Here is a 19,539-nt window from a genome sequence, read left to right on the forward strand (position 1 = left end):
GTGAGATTGATAACATGGCGATCATCCCGAAATATTTGACCCATTACCCGAATATGGATTCGGCCTTTCCGTTTCATCTCAGAATTAACCGGCTGGAGCACGGGTTCGAATCGCACCGGCATGATTTTTTGGAGTTTTCCTATGTTATCGAAGGCCGGGGCTCCGAAATGATTAACGGCGTGGAGCATCCTATGGTGCCGGGCGCCTTTACGCTGGTCATGCCGTACCAGTACCATGAGATCATATCGGAGCCGGGGGCGCCGCTTCGCTTATACAATTGCAACTTCGGCATCCATCTGTATGCTCCGGGGGAGGAGCTGCCGGGGATCGACCCGTATTATACGGAAGAATTGCTGCCCCCGTTTGCGCAGATGGACGAACGGGAGCAAGGGACGATCCGCTCGATACTGGAGGAGATGCGCAGCGAATATGAAGGTGCAGGCTTATGGAAGAATGCCATAATCAAGGCTAAGCTAACGGAAGTGCTGGTCCGGTTCGACCGCTTCCGGCGCAGGGAATGGGGCCGGAGCGGGCAGCGGGCCGCCGCGTGCGTCAAGCTTCAGCTCCAACCCAGAGGCAGCATCTGGCAGGTAATCCGCCATATCCACGACCATTATCAGGACGAGCTGACGTTATCGGGGATGGCCGAGCGGTTTGGATTTAGCGTTCCTTATTTAAGCGAGCTGTTCAAAAAAACAGTCGGACAAAATTTTCTCGCCTTCGTGCACGAGGTGCGCATTCGCCAGGCTTGCGGCCTGTTAATTTCTACGGAGATGAACGTTTCGGATATTGCTATGGAGACCGGCTACGGATCTTACAATACGTTTTCGCGGATTTTCCGCGAAACCAAAGGGATGACGCCGGCGGAATACCGCAAGCTCAGAACGCCGGGGACCAGATCGCCGTAATCTATCTGCTGTATGCTTCAGCATAAGCAAGCCCCGAGGCTCGCTCTCCGAACAAAGAGGGCGGGCGCTCAGGGCTTCTGGTTCGTTACGCTCAGCAGGTAGACTTGCGATTCGGCCAGGACGGTCTCTTTCTCGTCCACGACCTTGACCTGCAGCTCCAGGCTGCCGGGCTTATCGTACATGTTCTTGGGGATTTCGGCCGTTACGGCTTCTTCGGATAGCCATGTCGTAGGCAGCGGCCGACCGTCGGCGAAGACTATCGTACCGATGCCGAATTTGCCGCCGCGGACCGTAACGGAGGCCGATTTCCTCAGATCCGGCAGCTTGCCGTCCCCCGCTCGGATCGATGCGGGACTTACGGAGGCGATCGACGGTGCGCCATATCCCATCGTATAATTGGCATCATTCGCGGGAGCCGCGCTTTCGTCCGGCGCTTGTTCGTCCAAAGCGAGAATTTGCCGCTGCCTGGCTTCATACTCCGCCAAATCCGCCTCGCGGATATTCATAGCTTCATAATAAGACTTCGGCGGAATGATCGGAATGCGCTTGTATAAGTCGTATAAAAAGTCCGTATACCCGCTGCCGGCCAGCTTGGCCAAATGAAGCACGTACGGCCCGAGAAACGAAGGGCTCATATGCAGCGTTTCCTTATTTTGCGGCAAATAATTGTTCCAAACGAGCACGGGCGTGCTGTACATTTTGTCCAGAAAATCCGGATCGTTCTCGCCCGATATGTACCGGCTTTCGCGGTAGACGAAATAATCTTTTTCCAGAAAAGGCAGATGATCGCCGAAGAAGACGATAATCGTCGGTTCCTTCACGCGGCTGTAGTGCTCAACCAGCTCATGCAGCATGGCGTCCGCTCCGCTGGCTCCCTGGGCATAAGTCTCCAAGATGGCCAACGCTTCTAGGGACATATTGCCGTTCGTATCTTTGATGTCGATGGTATTGCTTTTAAACTTGTTGGCAAAGTAATGGTAGTGATTTTCCATCGTATTGGCAAAAATAAAATCGGGCCCTTCGCTCAGCGAGCTTTGCTCAATGATCCGTTTGGCTACGGCGTGATCGCCGATATACGGTCCCACATATTCGTTCGGGTTGAAAAATTCAAAGCTGATAAACCGCGAGAAACCGAAATGCCGGTATACGTTGCGGCTGTCGAAATACCAATTGTAGAACGGGCTTATGACCGTTGATGTATATTGCCGGCGGCCCAGGATACTAGCCAGCGAGTCGACGTCCTTCTTAATAAATTGCTCGTAGGCGATAGAGCCTTCAGGCAGAAAACGCATGGAATTGCCGGTCAGTACTTCGAGCTCGACATTGGCGGTGCCGCCGCCGAATTGGGGGGACAGCAGCCGGCCGTTCGTATATTTTTCCTGGAGGGCGTGGAACGTAGGGATCGGGTCCCGGCTGAAGCTGAGCCCTTCGATGACCGTAGGGTCCCAGAACGCTTCGCTGAGGACGACGATCACATTGGGATCACGGCTTAACTGCTCGCGGCTCCAGTCTTCCGTCGATATTTCCAGCTGCAGCGGCTTGCGGGGATCGGGTTCCTCGGGTTCCTCCCAAGGGGAGGAGCTGCGCAGCACGGCGAGCAGTCCGGCGGCTGCAATCAATGCGGTCCACCTGGCCCAGGGAGGATAGCGGCGTAAGTTGAATGACATAAAGGCATGGCTCCTATTCCAACCAAATTGATCCTATTATAGCATGAACGAGGCAGGCGATACATCAAAATTGAAAGCGATGCCAAGATTCATTTTCAATCAAAAAATACGTTGACGCCGCAGCGGCGATCTACTAAAGTTACTTGCATACCCTTTTTTTCCAGACAGGCGCAGATAGAGGAGGATTTTCAGGTTATGAAAGCAAAAATACCGGCAAAAGAATACGCCGGGCTGCTGCAAAGCTATTTGCGGCCGCAGAAGAAGAGTATCGCGTGGCTCGCCGTTCTGCTCATAGCGGGGATCGTCATGCAGCTGATCAATCCGCAAATTATCCGCTATTTCATCGATACGGCCAAGACGCAGGAGAGCGTGAAGCCGCTGCTGTATGCCGCAGGCTTGTTCATCGGCGTATCGCTGCTGCAGCAGGTCATTACGGTTATCGCGACTTATATCGGCGAAAACGTCGGCTGGATCGCCACGAACAAGCTGCGGGGCGACGTCGCCGAGCATTGCATGAAGCTCGACATGTCCTTCCATAAGGCGCACACCTCGGGAGCCATTATCGAAAGGGTGGACGGCGATATTAACAACTTGGCAAACTTCTTCTCCAACTTCGTCGTCACGCTGCTCAGCAACATGCTGCTTGTCGTCGGCATGCTCGTGCTGCTGTTCCGGGAGGGCTTCGTCATCGGGCTCGGCATGACGCTGTTCGTCGTGTCCGCTATATACGCCATTCAATATATACGTAAGTTCGCTGTTCCGCATTGGGGTAATTTGCGGCAGATGAGCTCCAAATTTTACGGCTTTCTGGGAGAGCATCTCGAAGGCACGGAGGATACGCGGGCGAACGGCGCCACCGATTACGTCATGCATCGCTTCTTCCGGTTAATTCGGGAGTGGCTGCCGCTTCGCACGAAAGCTTTTATGGGTTGGGCGAGCATGTGGATTACGACGCTCGTCGTCTTCGCCATCGGCAACGCGATTGCGTTCGCGCTAAGCGCCTATTATTGGAAGCACGGCTCCATTACGCTCGGAACGGTCTATATGATCTTTTATTATACCGAGCTGATGGCTAAACCGATCGAGAAAATCCGCACGCAAATGGAAGATTTGCAAAAAGCGGACGCAAGCATCATACGCATTCGCGAGCTGCTCGCCACACAGCCGGCGATCCGCGACGGGATCGGTCTGCCGCTGCCTGCGGGGCCGTTATCCGTGCGCTTCAATCAAGTCGACTTCGGCTATGAGGACGACATAACGACGCTGGACGGCATTGATTTCCGGCTGGAGCGGGGCAAGGTGCTCGGCGTGCTGGGACGCACGGGGAGCGGCAAGACGACGCTGGCCCGGCTGCTGCTCCGCTTCTACGATGTGCGCAGCGGCGGCATTTCGTTCGGAGATGTCGATATTCGCGACGCGAAGCTGAGCGACCTGCGGGAAAGGGTCGGGATGGTCACACAAAACATCGAGATTTTTCAAGGAACGGTGCGCGACAATCTGACTTTCTTCAGGGAAGATATTGCGGATACGGATATTATTCATGTGCTGGAGGAGCTGGGGCTTAAGGAATGGTTCCGTTCTCTGCCGTCCGGACTGGACAGCGCGCTGGAATCGGGGGGCGGCGGATTGTCGGCCGGAGAGGCCCAGCTCATATCGTTCGCGCGCGTGTTTTTGTCCGATCCCGGCCTTATTATTTTGGATGAAGCGTCCTCCCGGCTGGACCCGGCAACCGAGCAGAAGATCGAGCAGGCGATCAGCCGGCTGCTGGTGAACCGTACTTGCATCATTATCGCGCACCGGCTGGCCACGATCCAGAGGGCCGATCAAATTCTCATTCTGGAGCAAGGCCGCGTCATTGAATTCGGAGATCGCGCACGGCTGGCGTCGGATCATAAGTCCAAATACAGCCAAATGCTTCAGGTCGGAATGGAGGAAATGCTGGCATGAGCACGTTTCGGTTTTTATGGCGGCTGACGAAGTACCGTCCGCTATTGTATTTCATCAATGCGATCGCCTGGTCGCTCATTTATTTGGCTCCTATCGTTCCGGGGTGGGTGACGAAGCAGTTTTTCGATACGCTGTCGGGGGAAAGCGCGTACGGCTTCGGCGTCTGGTCGCTGATCGCGCTGCTGCTGGCGGCGGCGATAGGCAAGTCGTTCCTGATTATTTTCGGTTTCATCACCGATATCAGCTTTCGCTTTCGGATCGGAGCGCTGCTGCGCCGAAACATGCTGAAGCATATTTTGAAGGAGCCGGGAGCGAAGGCGATTCCTTGCTCCCCCGGAGAAGCCATCAGCAGCTTCCGAGATGACGTCGACCAGGTTGAGGAGACGATCAGCTGGTCGGTCGATGCGTTCGGCATGACCTGTTTTGCGGTCGTATCCTTCGTCATTTTATACGGCATTAGCCCTACGATGACGCTGTGGGTGTTCCTTCCCTTGGTTTTCGTCGTAACGATCGCCCAGCTCTCGACGACGCTGCTGCAAAAATACCGGGCGGCAAGCCGCGAGGCGACGAGCCAAGTAACGGGTGCGATCAGCGAAATGTTCAGCACCGTTCAGTCGATTCAGGTGGCGGGAGCGGAAGGGAGAGTAATCCGCCGTTTCCGGGAGCTGAACGACAACCGCCGGCAGGCGATGCTGAAGGATAAGCTGCTGACGCAAATGCTGGATTCGGTCTTTTCCAACACGGTTAACATCGGGACCGGATTGATTCTGCTCCTGGCGGCGCAGTCGATGCGCAGCGGCAGCTTCACGGTCGGCGATTTCGCATTGTTCGTCTATTACTTGACGTTCGTCACTCAGTTCATTCAGAACTTCGGCAAGTTTCTGACATATTTCAAGCAATGCACGGTATCGAAGGACCGTCTGGAGCGGCTGATGCAAGGGGCGGATCTGGCGGTGGCGACCGAGTATCATCCTTTGTATTTGCGGTCGGAGCTTCGGGAGACAGGCGCTTTCGAGGTCACGCGCCCTCATGCGGAAGGCGGCCGTCTGGAGCTGCTGGAGGTGAGCGGTTTGACTTATCGGTATCCGGAAACGGGCAGAGGGATCGAGAATATCACGCTGCGCATTCCGCGCGGATCGTTCACGGTCGTTACGGGCCGCATCGGCTCCGGCAAGACGACGCTCGTCCGTACGCTGCTCGGCCTCCTGCCGATGGACGAAGGCCGCATCGAATGGAACCGGCAGCAGGTGACCGAGCCCGGCGAATTCTTCACCCCGCCGCACAGCGCCTATACGCCGCAGGTGCCGAGGCTGTACAGCGACACGCTGCGCAATAACATCCTTCTCGGCTTGGATCGGCAGACGGCTCCGCTGCAGGAGGCGATTCATTCGGCCGTGCTTGAACGCGATATAAGTCAACTGGGGCAAGGACTGGATACGATCATCGGACCGCGCGGCGTGAAGCTCTCCGGCGGTCAGGCACAGCGGACCGCAGCGGCGCGCATGTTCGTCCGCGACGCCGAGCTGCTCGTGTTCGACGACTTGTCGAGCGCATTGGACGTCGAAACCGAACGCAAGCTGTGGGAGCGTATCTATGAGCAGCGCGAGGGCGAGGCGACATGCCTGGTCATCTCGCACCGCAAGACGGCGCTGTCCCATGCGGATCATATTATCGTGCTGAAGGACGGGCGCATCGAGGCCGAGGGTACGCTTGAACGGCTTCTTGAGACGAGCGGGGAACTGCGGCATTTATGGTTTCGCGAGGAAGGCGAGGAGAAGGCCGTCTCTCCGGGTTAGAGGAGAGGCGTACGCGGCATAAGAAAGCAAAACCGCCTGCGATCCGGCTTACGGCCGGTTCACAGGCGGTTTTGCCGTCTTAACGGCGGCTTATTCGCTTAGCAGAGTACTTGGAGGGCGATGACGCACAGCGAAGGAAAGCGCGATAATTCGCAGGTCGGCCTGCGACGTCGAAAGACGTTTTTCTCAGATGGCGCTTAGCAATTGCTTCATCTTCGTCTCGGTCTCCGATTCCGGCAATGGAGTATAGACGCAGCAGCGAAGGTCGGCATGGGCGTATACCTGGAACGAAGTAATTTCGAAGTGCATGTTGCCGGCTTCCGGATGGTTAAACTCGCGAACCGTTACCGGCGTCGTGACAAGATCGCTGCGCTGCCACAACTGGGTAAACTGCGGATTGAGCCTGCCGCATTGCTCGGCGAATTCGGCATACCAAGGATCGGCTCCGTATTGACCGTAATAATTGCGGAAGATGGACAAGAAATCTTTGGCGAAATCTTCCCAGTTGACAACAAGCTCCTGCAGCTCGCGCTTCATGAAAGAAAGCCACACGATGTTGCGCTCCTCGATGCTGATCGGGCCGAGGCTGCGCATAACGGCGCTGGCGGCCTTGTTCCAGCCTATGATGTTGCAGCGGCGATCGGCGATAAACGCCGGACAGGGACACAAGTAATCGAGAATGCGCTGCAGGGTAGGGCTGATGGCGGAAGGCTCCTCGGCAAATGCGGCGGACAAGGGCGGGAGCCCTTCGTCCTCGGAGGCTTCGGATGTATGTACCGTTTCATTCATATGTAAGGATTCATTATATAGTAAGGTCACTGTGTGGTCACTCCATTAATAATCGTACAAGTGATTATATGACATCCGTTTATAAAACACAATACTGCAAAGCGATGTTATCGTAGGATTTTTAATTCCTTTTCATACCAGCGGCCTGAAACGGTCTTTGTGAAACGTAAAGTAGCGACATTTTTTCGCAATAGACCGAAACTTTGCCCCGGAGCTTTCTGGTAGCATGAACAGTGCGGCAACAGATGCGAGCTTGCCGGCCCGAAGGAGCAGGACGGGCCGGATTAGCGACTTGAAGGGGGAATACCTATGTGGAGCAAGGAATTTTTCAGCCGAGTCCAAGATAAATGTAAGCGTTACCCGCAGGCGATGAACGCCTATGAGCATTTCCGCCGTCAGGCGGAGCCTGCGTTGGACAAGCCGATCGACATCCCGCTTTCGGGAGGCGGCTGGAGCCACGATTACAACTGTCCGAACGACGGGGACCGGCTCGTCTTGATAGATCGTCATCATCATCGCTGCCCGACTTGTTCCAGCGTTTGGAGCGGATCGCCGTGGGATGAGGTGGCCATTGCCAACGAGCATTGGAATTACGGCAGAATATGCCGCAATGCGGCATTGATATATGCGATGGAAGGCGGAGAACGCTGGGGAGAATGGGCTAAGCGCGTGCTGCTGATTTACGCGCGGCAGTACGACCGGTATCCGCTGCATGACCGGTACGGCGGAGCGGGCCATACGTCGGGGAAAGTCATGTGCCAGACTTTGTCGGAAGCGAGCTGGCTGTGCTTGCTGGCGCAGGGTTATCATATCCTAGAGCGCCAAGGGGTATTTACGGCGGAGGAGAGCCGCATGATCGCCGATCAGCTGCTGCTTCCCGCGCTCGATGTGATCGCGAACAACCCGGCCGGCATATCGAATTGGCAAACGTATCACAATGCGGCCAAGGCGCTGGTCGCCGCCGCTTTAGGCGACGAGGAGATGATGCGTCAGGCCGTTCACGATCCGGAGAACGGGTTTTACTTTCAGATGGCGAACAGTCTGGGAGAGGACGGCTTCTGGTACGAAGGGGCGTGGGGCTACCACTTCTATACGCTGGAAGCGCAGACGCTGATCGTGCTCGCGGGCGAGAGCTTCGGGCTCCGGCTGTACGAGGAGCCGAGATTCCAGTCGATGTTCCGCGCGCCGCTCGAATGCATGCTGCCGGACGGAACGCTGCCGCCGATTCACGATTCGGGGGAAGTGAGTCTGACGCGGTACGCGCATCTGTACGAAATGGCGAACCGGTATTTCGGATTGGGGAGCGAGATCGTCGCCCGCGGCCCGAGGGAATCGCTGTACAGCATTTTGTTCGGCTTCGAGGAGGCGCAGGGCGGCCGGAACCAAGCGGAGATAGCGGACGACGGCTTCGTGCACTTGCAGAAGGCCGGCATGCTGTTTATGAAGCGGCAGGCTTCGTCGCCGGAGCTCGGCCGGGTCGCGACGATCGATTACGGCGAACACGGAGGATGGCACGGCCATCAGGACAAGTTGAACCTGCTGTATTATGCGGGCGGGCATCCTTGGCTGACGGACGCGGGCATGCTGCCGTACGGCAATTCGATCCATTTCGATTACTTCAAGCAGACCGCCGCTCACAATACGGTAGCGATCGGCGGGCGTTCCCAAGCGGAAGCGGAAGGCGTCGTCGAATGGACGCGGGCGCATCCGGACGGGACGCTGGAAGCGGTGATGGCCGTCGACGGGGCCTATCCCGGAGCGCGTCTGCGGCGCAAAGTCGTCCTTCACGCCGACGTGCTGCTCGACGTATTCCACGTCCAATGCGAGGCGGAGCAGCAGGTGGATTGGATTATCCATACGCAAGGGCGGCCGGCTGCGGGAGCGGGCTCGCCTGAGTGGAGCCCCGCTGCCGAAGCCGCGCTGGGGACCGAGGACGGCTACGCCTTCTTCCGCGACGTTCGGCGCGCAGATTCGGACGGCAGCCGCTGGTCGATGGAGTGGACGTGGGACGACAGCGGCGGAAGCGGCGACCGGCTGCAGCTGATCGGCTTGGCCGCGGAGAACGCGGAGGAGCTTTATTTGGCGGAGACGACAGCGATGCCGGCGGTCGGCAAGCGGAGCTCGCTGGTGCGGAGAAGACGTGGGAGGGAAACCGTCTTCATCTCGATATTCCGCGCCGTGAGGGGGCTTGCGGAGGGCGAGCCGCTTCAGGCGGATTACGACAGCGCCGCGCAACAAGTACGGATTCGAATCGGAGGCGGTGCGCCGATCGTTTTATCCGCCGAGCTCGGCGGGCAATAAAAGAAATTCGGTTGAGAAAGCAAGCGGTTCTCCAGCGGTTTTGGAGGCCGCTTGTTTGCGCGTCCGCGAGAAATCCGAAAGGCCGATTTGACACTAACTAAACGGATAGATAAGATGTCTATATAAATATAAATGAAATGGAGATATGTTTGATCGTGGATCATTCGGATTTTTTTTGGCAGGCTTCGATCCCAGATTTGAAACGCGGATACGGTTATGAAGAAGCGAGCGGACGGTTCATTTGCCTTATTTGCGGCAGCTCCTTCGAGAAGGGGATTATTTATTCGGACGGCACGACGATGTACGAGGCGGAGAAATTTACCGCCGTGCATATTGCCGAAGAGCATGGAACGATGTTCGATTATTTGCTTGGCCTAAGCAAGAAGCAGACCGGGCTGTCCGATTTGCAAAAAAACTTGCTCGCTATGTTCTACGAAGGGTACAGCGATAACGAAATTGTGCAAAAAATGGACGGGGGCAGCACTTCGACGATTCGCAATCATCGTTTTGCGCTGCGCGAGAAGGAAAAACAGGCGAAGCTGTTTCTGGTCATTATGGACCTGCTTGAGCAGAAGCTTAACGCCGATAAAGGTCAGGACAAGCAATCAGGCAAAAGGCGGGCGGCTGCGATCGAGCACACGATAGCCATTCGCGACGATCGGTTTGACGTCCGGGACGAGGAGCTTCAAACGGCGATTTTATCGTATTTTAAGGAAGGGCCGGACGGTCCGCTGGCGCGGTTTCCATCGAAGGAGAAGCGCAAATTTATGGTGCTGTGCCATTTGATCGGACGTTTCGATCGGGGCAGAACGTACTCGGAGAAAGAGGTTAACGAGGTGCTCCTGGCGGCTTACCACGATTATGTGACGCTGCGCAGATATTTGATCGAATACGGGTTTATGGAACGCGAGAGCGACGGGAGCGCATATTGGGTCAAAGAGGGCGCACCGGCCTTGTCGGCGGAGCGGCGCAAACAATTGGTAAAAGCCTATCAAGAGATGAATCGGCCGATGGGCGTTTATGCGATCCGCAACAAGGCGGACGGCAAAATGCTGGTTGGAAGCAGCGTCAATCTGGACGCCATCTGGGACCGTACGCGGTTTGAGCTGGAAATGAAGGGTCACCGCAACAAACGGCTGCAACAGGATTGGAAGGAATTCGGCGAAGACTCTTTCACGTTCGAAGTGTTGGAACTGATCGAAGAACCGAAGTCAAACCCCAAAGCAATCGCCGACGATTTGGCTGCCCTCGAAGCCAAATGGATCGAACGGCTGCAGCCATTCGGAGAGAAGGGGTATAACGGATAATCGGGCCGTCTCCCGAACAAGGAGCTTTCGTGAATTTGGCGTTCACGAAAGCTCTTTGTCGTTGTTTAGGAAATGATGCGCAGCAATTTCCTGTGGATATCGGGGGCTCCCCCGAAAGTAATGTCTACCCATAGAACGATCCCAGAGGAATGGTTAGACGCCAATCCAGCCTAGGCTGGATGCGGACGGAACAAGCTTCAGAGCATCACGTCACTTTTGGGGGATTTGTTCCTGCCGGGATACAAAGCCTTAGGAAGCCGACGGCTGGACGTTCATCCTTCGGCAGTCGCAGCCGCCTGCTGCTTGCTTGAATATTTGCTCCTGTATTCCCCCGGAGTCATGCCGCAGAGCCGCTTGAAGGAGCGGATAAAATTTTGCGGATTGTTGTAGCGCAGCCGATCGGCGATTTCGGCGACTTTGCAATCCGACTCTCTAAGCCACTCCTTCGCCTTCTCCATGCGAAAGGCGATAATGTAGTCGGTTAACGTCATGCTGGTTTCGACTTTGAACAAGTGGCTGAACTGGGAGGTCGGCATCGAAGCTAGTTCGGCCAGGAGCGGCTGGGTCAAATCTTCCTGATAATGCTCGTGAATGTAATTGAGTACCTTCTCCATTGTATGGCGCTGGCGCAAGCTTCGTCTTTGCGTAATATGTTGAAGCAGGGCGGGGTACAGCTCCTCCTTAAGCCACTTGACGATCGCTTCGCTCGTTTTCATCCGCCCGAGCCGGTGATAGGCGTTGTAATGCAGCACCTTCGGTCCTTCTTCCGGATCGAGCTCGTACAGCGTCTTGAGCGAGGCGGCGATCAACTGCACGAAGGCTTGCTGCACATGGTCGTAGTTGGCTCCTCCGGAAGCATTTGTAAGCCGAGCGGCGAACTCGTCCAGTTGATCGCAAACTTGTTCCAGCTGCCCCAGCTTCACGCCGGTCAAGATCAACTGCTCCTGCTCGATCGGATATTCGTAGGAGGCGGCTTGCGGACTTACGGCTCCGATGTAGAACACGTTGCCGCTGCCGTGTATCATCTGGTACTGCAATGCTTCTTGCGCTTCCTTATGAGAGAGCTTGATCTGCGAGCTGCCTTGGTAACAGCGGCCGATTCCGGCCGTGACGGTGATCTTGAGGACGCTTTGGATGACGCTGCGCAGTTCCTCCGCCAAGCTGAAGGCGGCGGTTTGCAGCTCGTGCGTCGAGGCTTCATCGCTTCCGTGATTCAGCACGACGGTTATATCGTCCGTCTGCGTCTGGAAGACGAAGCCGTGGGCGCAGCGGGAGAGCAGTTCCTTGGCGATATTCACGGCGGCGTACGAAAACAGGTGAAGATCCCGTTCCGTATGGCCGCGCAGATGGTCGAGTTCGAGGCACATTACGGTACAATACGGAGCCGGCATATCGATCCCGTAGTAGCGCAGCTTTTCGTCGATTTCGTCAGGCTGCATCGGTTCCGTCACGAGCCGCTGAAGGAAGCTGGCGCGCAGCAGAGGAAGAGATTCGGTCATTTGCAGCTCCAGATGGCGGTTGGCGGAGTGGAGCGACTCCATATAGTGCCGCAGCAGGCTAAATTCATTTTTGGTCGCATGCGGAGGAGGAGACAGCGTGCCGCCGCGTTTGCGGACCATATCCAATATGCCTTGAAGCACGCGAAGGAAAGAGCCGGATAACGTTACGGCCGCAATGACGCAGATGAGCACGAGCAGCGAGCTTACGGCGAGCGTCGCGTTTTTAATCCATTGGATGCTGCTGGTAAGCTCCTTAAGCGGTACGGCGGATAAATACCGCCATCCGTTATAGTCGGATTTCAGATAGTTGAACAAAATGTCCTGCCGACCTATCGGCAGGGTGAACATCTCCTCGTCTCGAGAGGCGGCAGCGATCCGCCGAATGACGGGATCATCGGAGTCGGGCTGCAGCAGCTGCTTGTTCCAGTCCGATAAAATATTGCCCGAAGGCGTGACGATAATCATTTCCCCGCTGCGCCCGAACTGCATATGGGTGAACACATCGAAGAAAGCGCGATCGTTCAATTCGATGACCAGAAACCCGAGAGGCTTGTCCACAACGGAGGCGGGCAGCTTGCGGACCAAGGTAACGACATGAGAGCCGCCCCGCGTTACGGTAGGCTGCGACCGCTTGCGGTCAATCCAGAAGAACGCTTCTTTATGCGATCGAATGGCTTCCAGCACGCTCGGATGCAGTCTGCTCGCTTCAGCCAATCCTTGACTTGGGCTGACGATCAGATTTTGACGCGTCATATACAAATAAACTCCGTCGCTGTCGTTGATCAGACCTTCCATCGAGTTCAATATGGCCATCACCGAGCTAAACAGCTGCGGATCGCCGTAAGGATTCTCTTGAGATAAAAATTCCTTGAACACCGGATTGAAGGCGTGCTGAAGCACGACCTTATCGAGGTTGATCAGCTTGTCGTCGATCCGCTCCTGAACTTGCTTTACGGTTTCCTGATTCGCCTGCCCGATCTCCTGAAAGAGACTGTGGCTGGCCAGCATATAAGTAACTGTGCCCAGAATAGCGATCGGCACGACAGCCAGCAAGCAAGCCGTCATAATGACCTTCAGCCGCACAGGGCCGAACGTCCAAATGCGTTGAATCCACAGCGTAAGCATCAGGGGCCACCGCCTTATTAACCACATAATTATTGATATATATGTTCGTGCAGGGCATCCATTTCCCTCCCGGCGGAGAAGAAAACAGGCTTCAAGCCCTAATTTTTTTGTGAACCCGCATCCGAACGCATAATGCGCCCCTCACCAGAGCTTCATCCAGGAGGGGCGCTGCTGCCGTATGAGATTACGTCCGGCCTTTACTATCATGCTATGGCGGAACACGGATGCTGCCGTGCCGTCATTTTTTCTGCGTTTTGTACCAGTCGTTCGTTTCCTTCGTAATTTGCCGTCCGCCTTTATCGAGCCACTCCTGGACAAACCGGTCGAAATCGTCCATCGGCACTTTGCCCATCACCAGTTTGACGTATTCTTCGTCGCGCAGCTTGTTCAAGTCGCTCTGTTTATCCGGAGCCGACGGGGCGACGAAGGAGAGAGCCGGATTCTTAATGCCCATATCCCTGACCAGATCGAGATTTTCTTTCTGCGCTTTCTGAACGGCGGCCGGAGCGGAGGAGACGACATAGCTGTAAGGATCGTAAGGGTTATGGGCGATGACGGCATCGACGCCGTCGGCTTTGTATTTGTCTACGTTAATTTTGTATGTTCCGTCGGCGTTCTTGGTATGATGAACGCCTTCCACGCCGTACCGCTTCAAGTTATAGGCTTCGTCGCCGGCCTGCCAGTCGAGCAGCTCCATAATCCGTTTCAGCTTGTCCTTGTCGGTTTTGGCGGGGATGACCCACTCTCCGAAAAAGCCCGACGTTTCGCTGTATCCGAATTTCCCGGTCGGACCTGCCGGCGGCTTGATCATAATCAGATTGGCCTTCGGATCGACTTTAGCCAAATTTTCCACGTAACGGGCGTAATCGCTGGTTTGTCCTCCAAGCAGAATGCCGGCTTTGCCGCCTTCAAGCTTCTCCCATACTTGCGTGTTCTTCAGTACGGCAAAGTCTTTGTCCAGCCCGCCGTCCTGATACAGCTTGCGCAGCCATTCCAGCGCCTGCTTCTTGCCCGGCGTGATCGCATCGTTCATCAGCGTCCCGTCTTCCATCACCCGCCAGCCGGCGCCGGAATCGAAGGCCATGAACAGCGGGTCCATATGCGAGACGTTCTCCCCGAAGGCGATGCCGAACGTATCGGCTTTGCCGTTTTTGTCCGGATCGTCGGTCGTAAATTTCACCGCGGTTTTATATACGTCGTCCATCGTCGCCGGTACGGGGAGACCGAGATTGTCGAGCCAGTCTTTGCGGATCATGACCGCGGAACGGTTCAGCGCCCGGGTTCTGGGAACGCCGTACAATTTGCCGTCGATTTTGATATTGTCGAAAATGCCCTGCGGCGTTTTCATAATATTGGGCGATGCCTTGATCAGATCGTCCAGCGGGGCGAAGGCGCCTTGAGCCACATAGGTGTTCAGCTCGGGGTCGGGATATTTGGTCCACAGGATAATGTCCGGCATGTCTCCGGACGCGAGCGTTACTTTCAGCTTGTCTTCATAGCTGTTGTTAGGGACGGCCATCGGCTCGAATTCGATGTTGAACTTGTCCTCGATCATTTTCCAAACCTCGTTTTTTTGCGGCGGCTCGTTGTACAGCGGGAACATCATGCTGATCTTCAAACGCTTCGTACCTCCGCTGTCAGAGGCGCCCTCTTTGGAAGCGGCAGGAGGATTGTCTTCGGCGCCGGGAACCATCGAGCAGCCGAGCAGCGTTGTCGCCGCAAACGCGGTAACGGTAGAGACGGATAACCATTTGGACCATCTGTTTGTCATGATAATGACCTCCTTAAATATGGGGCTTATACATACAGGACGCGCCGGCTGCAAAGTGAATAAGGCCGCGGAACTCCTTGCGATAGCTGTGAGAAGGGCGTGGGCGGGAGAGGGCCGCGTCGGCCTATTCGATTGCGCTTGAAGCACTTCGTCAAGCTGCGTCCGTGATACCGCTAGCCGAATACGGAATACAAAAATTTCGAGCCTTCCTCAGCCTTTGACGGAGCCGAGCAGCACGCCTTTGGCAAAATGCTTTTGCAGAAACGGGTACACGAACAAAATCGGTACCGTCGCGACGATGATCGCCGCCATTTTGATCGTGGTGGGGATGATTTTGAGCTCTCCCATCGCGACCTCGAAATCCTGGGTGGAGCCTTCAATAATCATTTGCCGCAAGACGACCTGAATCGGCCATAAGTTCGGCTTGGTTACGTACATGACGGCGGCAAAAAATTGATTCCAATGCCCGACGGCGTAAAATAGCGTAAAGGTGGCCAGCGCCGGCATGGAGAGGGGGAGTACGATACGGAACAGTACGCCCCAATTTTTGCAGCCGTCGATGCGCGCCGCTTCCTCCAGCTCCTCGGGAATGGCCTGGAAAAAGTTTTTCATAATAATCAGATTGAATGCGCTGATTGCGCCGGGAATGATGAGCGACCAGACCGTGTTGATCAATCCCAGCGATTTGACGATCATATAGGACGGGATCAATCCGCCGTTGAACAGAATGGAGAAAACGACGAGAAACAAGATGACGCCGCGCCCTTTGAGCCTTTTTTTGGCCAGCGGGTACGCCATAAACGTCGTCAGCAGCAAATTGGTGAACGTGCCGACTACGGTAATGAAAAATGTCGTATACAATGAGCGTACAAAATGAGTGTTCGAGAAAATCGTCCGGTATGCGTCCCACGTAAACGTCTCCGGCCATAGGATGACGCCCCCGCGCAGCACCTGCTGCAGCGGAGCCAGAGAGGTGGCGAGTATGTACAGAAACGGAAATAGCGTGATTAGCGAGCAGGCGATGAGAAACAGCGTATTGGCTGCATCGAACAATCGGCTGCCCCATGTCGGTTTGGTGTGCATGTAGTTCCCTCCCAGTTTAGAAGACGCCTTCTTCGCCGAATTTTTTGGTCAGCCAGTTGGCTCCGACGACCAGAATCAGACCGATGAACGATTTGAACAGTCCGACGGCGGTCGTATAACTGAATTTGCCCCCGATTAGTCCTTCCCGGTACACATAGGTTTCGAACACGTCGCCGACGCTGGTTACGGTGGAATTCAGCATGAGGAAAATATGCTCGAAGCCGACGTCGAGGATGTTGCCGAGCCGCAAAATGAGCAAAATAAAGATTGTGCTGCGAATGGCCGGCAGCGTTATATGCCACAGCTGACGCCAGCGCCCGGCTCCGTCGACGATCGCCGCTTCGTAGAGCTGGGTATCGACGCCGGACAGAGCGGCAAGGAAAATGATCGTGCCCCAGCCGGCTTCTTTCCATATGCTTTGCGAGACGAGCAGGGAGCGGAACCAGTCCGGCGTTGTCAGGAAGGAGAGCGCTTCGCCTCCGGACGCCTTGATCACTTCGTTGACGATTCCGCCCTGCGTGCCGAGAAGCAGGTAGGTAATGCCTGCGACGACGACCCACGAAATAAAATGCGGCAAATAAATAATCGTCTGTACGGAGCGCTTGAACCACGACCTTCTAACTTCATTAAGAAGAAGCGCGATGACGATCGGGGCCGGAAAGAAGAAGATCAGGTTATACAAGCTAATTAAGATGGTATTGCGAAAAATTTCCCAAAACTTGTCGTATTGGAACAGCCGGATAAAATGTTTGAATCCGACCCAATCGCTGTTCAAAATCCCTTGAAACGGGCTGTAATCTTGAAAAGCGATAATAATTCCCCACATTGGCAAATATTTGAAGATGAGAAAGTAGAACAGGCCGGGGGCCAGCAGTAAATACAAGTCCCAATCCATCAAATGCTGTTTCCAACCGGGTCGGATTCGTTTGGCGGAAGGGGAGATGTCAAGGCTCGTCTCTGCGGTATCCGCTTTCATATATTCACACTCCTTGTTTAAGTGGGCTGCACGGCTGGTAGAACTGCGCCTCTTGCGATCATTGTAGGAGACGGTGCGGCAAAAAGAAACAATCATTTCATCTGACACCTTGCATGGGAGGAAAGCCCGCAGCGGCGGGGGCGGGGGGCGATTCCGGGGGCGATAATCATTTCTTGTGATTATGGATGAAGCGGCTTGTTGCCCGGCGATTCTATTAATCTTTTCAGATGATAGTAGGCTTTGAGCGAAAGTTAAGGATACAATGACAGTAGGCTTAGCGGCCACGATTCCGATCCTGAGGGGATGAGGTAAACGATGTTCAGTTCAACGGTGACACAGGAGTATGCGGCCGAACGTCTGCAGTCGGCGGCGCAGTTCCATCCGTTTCCCAAAGCGGGAGAACGGGCATTCTGGGAGGCGGTGCCGGACAGTATCCGCGCTCAATGGATCGAATGGGCGCAGGAGCGCCTTGCGTTCGAATGGCCGGCGCTGCCCGCCGTCCGGTATATGGATTTTGTCCGCAATGGCAACCGCACCAAGTATGAAGCCGCTTATTTCGAGCGGAGAAGGGCGCTTACCGAACTGGTTGTAGCGGAATGTCTCGAAGGGCAAGGACGTTTCATGGAGCCGATCATGAATGGAATCTGGTGCTTATGCGAAGAAACCTATTGGGTCGTTCCCGCCCATATGTCGATATCTCTGCAAAGCCGCGGCTTTGCGCTGCCCGATGTGACCGAGCAGGTGATCGACTTATTCGCTGCGGAGACCGGAGCACTGCTGACATGGACCGCCTATTTATTGGACGCACAGCTTGAACGGGAGGAGCCGATGATCGGCAGACGCATCCGCCATGAGATCCGCCGGCGCATCATCGAGCCGTATTTGGACCGGGAGGACTTCTGGTGGATGGGCTTCATCGACCGCACGGTCAACAATTGGAATCCGTGGATTCATTCCAACTGCTTGGCGGCGCTGCTCGTGCTGGAGGAAGATCCGTTCGTGCGCAGCAGGGCGGTATCCAAAGCGGCGCGCAGTCTCGACGCGTTCGTCGGCGTCTACCATCCGGACGGCGGCTGCGACGAAGGAGCCAGCTATTGGGGGCGCGCGGGCGCTTCGCTGTTCGACTGTCTGGAGCTGCTGTACGAGGCGACGGGCGGACAAATCGATTTCTACGGCGAGCCGCTCATTCAAGAAATCGGCAAGTACATTTACCGCGTGCATATCGACGGCAACCACTTCGTCAACTTCGCTGACGGCGATGCCAAGCTCACGATAGCGGGAGATTTGGTGTACCGCTACGGGAAGCGGATCGGCGATGCCAGGATGAGCCGGCTTGGAGCGTATGCGTTCCAGGGCAACGGGTTCTTCCGCGATAAAATTCCTTCGCTGCACCGGATTGTCGCCGAGCTGATGGATGCCAACGAGCTGCTGCGGGAGCCGGTTTCTCCTCCTTATGAGCGCGACGTGTGGCTGAAGGATACGCATATATTTGCCGCAAGGGAGCGGGGAGATAGCAGCGCGGGGCTGTATTTGGCCGCCAAGGGCGGGCATAACGACGAAAGCCATAATCATAACGATGTCGGCCATTTCGTCGTTTACTACAACGGCCATCCGTTTCTGATCGATGCCGGAGTGGAGAGCTACACGGCGAAGACGTTCTCTCCGCGGCGTTACGAAATATGGACGATGCAATCCGCTTACCACAGCCTGCCGACGGTTAACGGCGTCCAGCAGCAGCCCGGGAAGGAGTACCGGGCGACCGGCGTGGAGTACAGCGCTGACGATGAGCGCGCCCGCGTCTCCATGGAGCTGTCCGGCGCCTATCCGGAAGAAGCGGGAATCGTCTCGTGGCGTCGCACGTGCGCGCTGCATCGCGCCGGAGGCTGCGCAGAGGTGGAGATCAAGGACGTTTACCGTCTGCAGGAGGCCACGGCCGACATCGTGCTGAGCTTGCTGTCGCTGCAGCGGCCGCTGCTGCGCGAGGACGGCGTGATCGAGCTGGAGAACGAGCATGGCGAGCGTCTGCTGCTTCATTATGACGCTGAGCGTCTGCATGCGTCGGCGGAAGCCATCGCGGTGGAGGATGCCCGGATGAAGCCGGTCTGGGGCGATGCCGTGTATCGCATTCTCCTGCGGGCTGGGGAAGCTTCGCTCGAAGGGGAATGGAAGCTGACGGTAGAAGCGGCTGCGGCGGCGCCTGAAGCAAAGGGCTAAAGACATTTGCACCAGCGAAGTCAAACGGGAACCGGAAGCTGCCTAGCGGGCGGCGTCGGTTCCCGTCTTTATGCAAGGACAAGAATATGAAAGTTTTGATGCAATCGAGCATGAATTAGAGAAGAAACTTGAGTTTGATTGTGAGCATAATACGTT

At 55.8% G+C, this 19,539-nt stretch carries 12 protein-coding genes; 6 read left to right on the forward strand and 6 right to left on the reverse strand.

Annotation, left to right across the window (positions count from 1 at the left end):
- Positions 1-14 precede the first annotated feature (14 nt).
- On the forward strand, positions 15-908 hold the full coding sequence (locus tag SK3146_RS30450) for an AraC family transcriptional regulator (RefSeq protein ID WP_249862304.1): 894 nt from the start codon (positions 15-17) through the stop codon (positions 906-908).
- A 68-nt stretch (positions 909-976) separates the two neighbouring features.
- On the opposite strand, the gene SK3146_RS30455 is transcribed toward SK3146_RS30450, so the two are convergent.
- On the reverse strand, positions 977-2,575 hold the full coding sequence (locus tag SK3146_RS30455) for a sulfatase-like hydrolase/transferase (protein ID WP_249862305.1): 1,599 nt from the start codon (positions 2,573-2,575) through the stop codon (positions 977-979).
- 195 nt (positions 2,576-2,770) lie between these two features.
- On the opposite strand from SK3146_RS30455, the gene SK3146_RS30460 reads away from it, so the two are divergent.
- Both SK3146_RS30460 and SK3146_RS30465 read left to right on the forward strand, forming a co-directional pair.
- On the forward strand, positions 2,771-4,522 hold the full coding sequence (locus SK3146_RS30460; RefSeq protein WP_249862306.1) for an ABC transporter ATP-binding protein: 1,752 nt from the start codon (positions 2,771-2,773) through the stop codon (positions 4,520-4,522).
- Complete coding sequence (locus tag SK3146_RS30465; protein ID WP_249862307.1) at positions 4,519-6,318, forward strand: ABC transporter ATP-binding protein; 1,800 nt, start codon at positions 4,519-4,521, stop codon at positions 6,316-6,318. The genes SK3146_RS30460 and SK3146_RS30465 overlap by 4 nt, the downstream gene beginning before the upstream one ends.
- Positions 6,319-6,504: 186 nt before the next feature.
- Here SK3146_RS30465 and SK3146_RS30470 read toward each other — a convergent pair whose 3' ends face one another.
- Positions 6,505-7,107: an MmyB family transcriptional regulator gene (locus tag SK3146_RS30470; RefSeq protein WP_249862308.1), complete on the reverse strand. Its 603-nt coding sequence runs from the start codon at positions 7,105-7,107 to the stop codon at positions 6,505-6,507.
- A 309-nt stretch (positions 7,108-7,416) separates the two neighbouring features.
- Here SK3146_RS30470 and SK3146_RS30475 point away from each other — a divergent pair, with 309 nt between their 5' ends.
- Complete coding sequence (locus tag SK3146_RS30475) at positions 7,417-9,408, forward strand: heparinase II/III domain-containing protein (RefSeq protein ID WP_249862309.1); 1,992 nt, start codon at positions 7,417-7,419, stop codon at positions 9,406-9,408.
- A 137-nt stretch (positions 9,409-9,545) separates the two neighbouring features.
- Positions 9,546-10,715, forward strand: a complete 1,170-nt coding sequence (locus tag SK3146_RS30480; RefSeq protein ID WP_249862310.1) for a DUF2087 domain-containing protein — start codon at positions 9,546-9,548, stop codon at positions 10,713-10,715.
- A gap of 272 nt (positions 10,716-10,987) precedes the next feature.
- Here SK3146_RS30480 and SK3146_RS30485 read toward each other — a convergent pair whose 3' ends face one another.
- From SK3146_RS30485 to SK3146_RS30500, 4 genes are all read right to left on the reverse strand, one after another.
- Positions 10,988-13,339: a helix-turn-helix domain-containing protein gene (locus SK3146_RS30485; RefSeq protein WP_249862311.1), complete on the reverse strand. Its 2,352-nt coding sequence runs from the start codon at positions 13,337-13,339 to the stop codon at positions 10,988-10,990.
- 238 nt (positions 13,340-13,577) lie between these two features.
- On the reverse strand, positions 13,578-15,110 hold the full coding sequence (locus SK3146_RS30490) for an extracellular solute-binding protein (RefSeq protein WP_249862312.1): 1,533 nt from the start codon (positions 15,108-15,110) through the stop codon (positions 13,578-13,580).
- A gap of 210 nt (positions 15,111-15,320) precedes the next feature.
- On the reverse strand, positions 15,321-16,193 hold the full coding sequence (locus tag SK3146_RS30495; RefSeq protein ID WP_249862313.1) for a carbohydrate ABC transporter permease: 873 nt from the start codon (positions 16,191-16,193) through the stop codon (positions 15,321-15,323).
- A gap of 16 nt (positions 16,194-16,209) precedes the next feature.
- The gene (locus tag SK3146_RS30500) at positions 16,210-17,169 is read right to left on the reverse strand and encodes an ABC transporter permease (RefSeq protein WP_375295432.1); all 960 of its coding nucleotides are present in this window, start codon (positions 17,167-17,169) and stop codon (positions 16,210-16,212) included.
- 315 nt (positions 17,170-17,484) lie between these two features.
- Here SK3146_RS30500 and SK3146_RS30505 point away from each other — a divergent pair, with 315 nt between their 5' ends.
- Positions 17,485-19,383: a heparinase II/III domain-containing protein gene (locus SK3146_RS30505; protein WP_249862314.1), complete on the forward strand. Its 1,899-nt coding sequence runs from the start codon at positions 17,485-17,487 to the stop codon at positions 19,381-19,383.
- Positions 19,384-19,539: the final 156 nt, after the last annotated feature.

The organism is Paenibacillus konkukensis, assembly GCF_023523925.1.
GTDB lineage: Bacteria > Bacillota > Bacilli > Paenibacillales > NBRC-103111 > Paenibacillus_S > Paenibacillus_S doosanensis.

Excerpts from the sequence above, each read along its gene's own strand:
- SK3146_RS30480 (WP_249862310.1), top strand. The coding sequence starts at position 9,546 with ATGGAGATATGTTTGATCGTGGATCATTCGGATTTTTTTTGGCAGGCT.
- SK3146_RS30495 (WP_249862313.1), bottom strand. The coding sequence starts at position 16,193 with ATGCACACCAAACCGACATGGGGCAGCCGATTGTTCGATGCAGCCAAT.
- SK3146_RS30465 (WP_249862307.1), top strand. The coding sequence starts at position 4,519 with ATGAGCACGTTTCGGTTTTTATGGCGGCTGACGAAGTACCGTCCGCTA.
- SK3146_RS30485 (WP_249862311.1), bottom strand. The coding sequence starts at position 13,339 with ATGCTTACGCTGTGGATTCAACGCATTTGGACGTTCGGCCCTGTGCGG.
- SK3146_RS30455 (WP_249862305.1), bottom strand. The coding sequence starts at position 2,575 with ATGTCATTCAACTTACGCCGCTATCCTCCCTGGGCCAGGTGGACCGCA.
- SK3146_RS30470 (WP_249862308.1), bottom strand. The coding sequence starts at position 7,107 with ATGAATGAAACGGTACATACATCCGAAGCCTCCGAGGACGAAGGGCTC.
- SK3146_RS30490 (WP_249862312.1), bottom strand. The coding sequence starts at position 15,110 with ATGACAAACAGATGGTCCAAATGGTTATCCGTCTCTACCGTTACCGCG.
- SK3146_RS30460 (WP_249862306.1), top strand. The coding sequence starts at position 2,771 with ATGAAAGCAAAAATACCGGCAAAAGAATACGCCGGGCTGCTGCAAAGC.
- SK3146_RS30450 (WP_249862304.1), top strand. The coding sequence starts at position 15 with ATGGCGATCATCCCGAAATATTTGACCCATTACCCGAATATGGATTCG.
- SK3146_RS30505 (WP_249862314.1), top strand. The coding sequence starts at position 17,485 with ATGTTCAGTTCAACGGTGACACAGGAGTATGCGGCCGAACGTCTGCAG.
- SK3146_RS30500 (WP_375295432.1), bottom strand. The coding sequence starts at position 17,169 with ATGAAAGCGGATACCGCAGAGACGAGCCTTGACATCTCCCCTTCCGCC.
- SK3146_RS30475 (WP_249862309.1), top strand. The coding sequence starts at position 7,417 with ATGTGGAGCAAGGAATTTTTCAGCCGAGTCCAAGATAAATGTAAGCGT.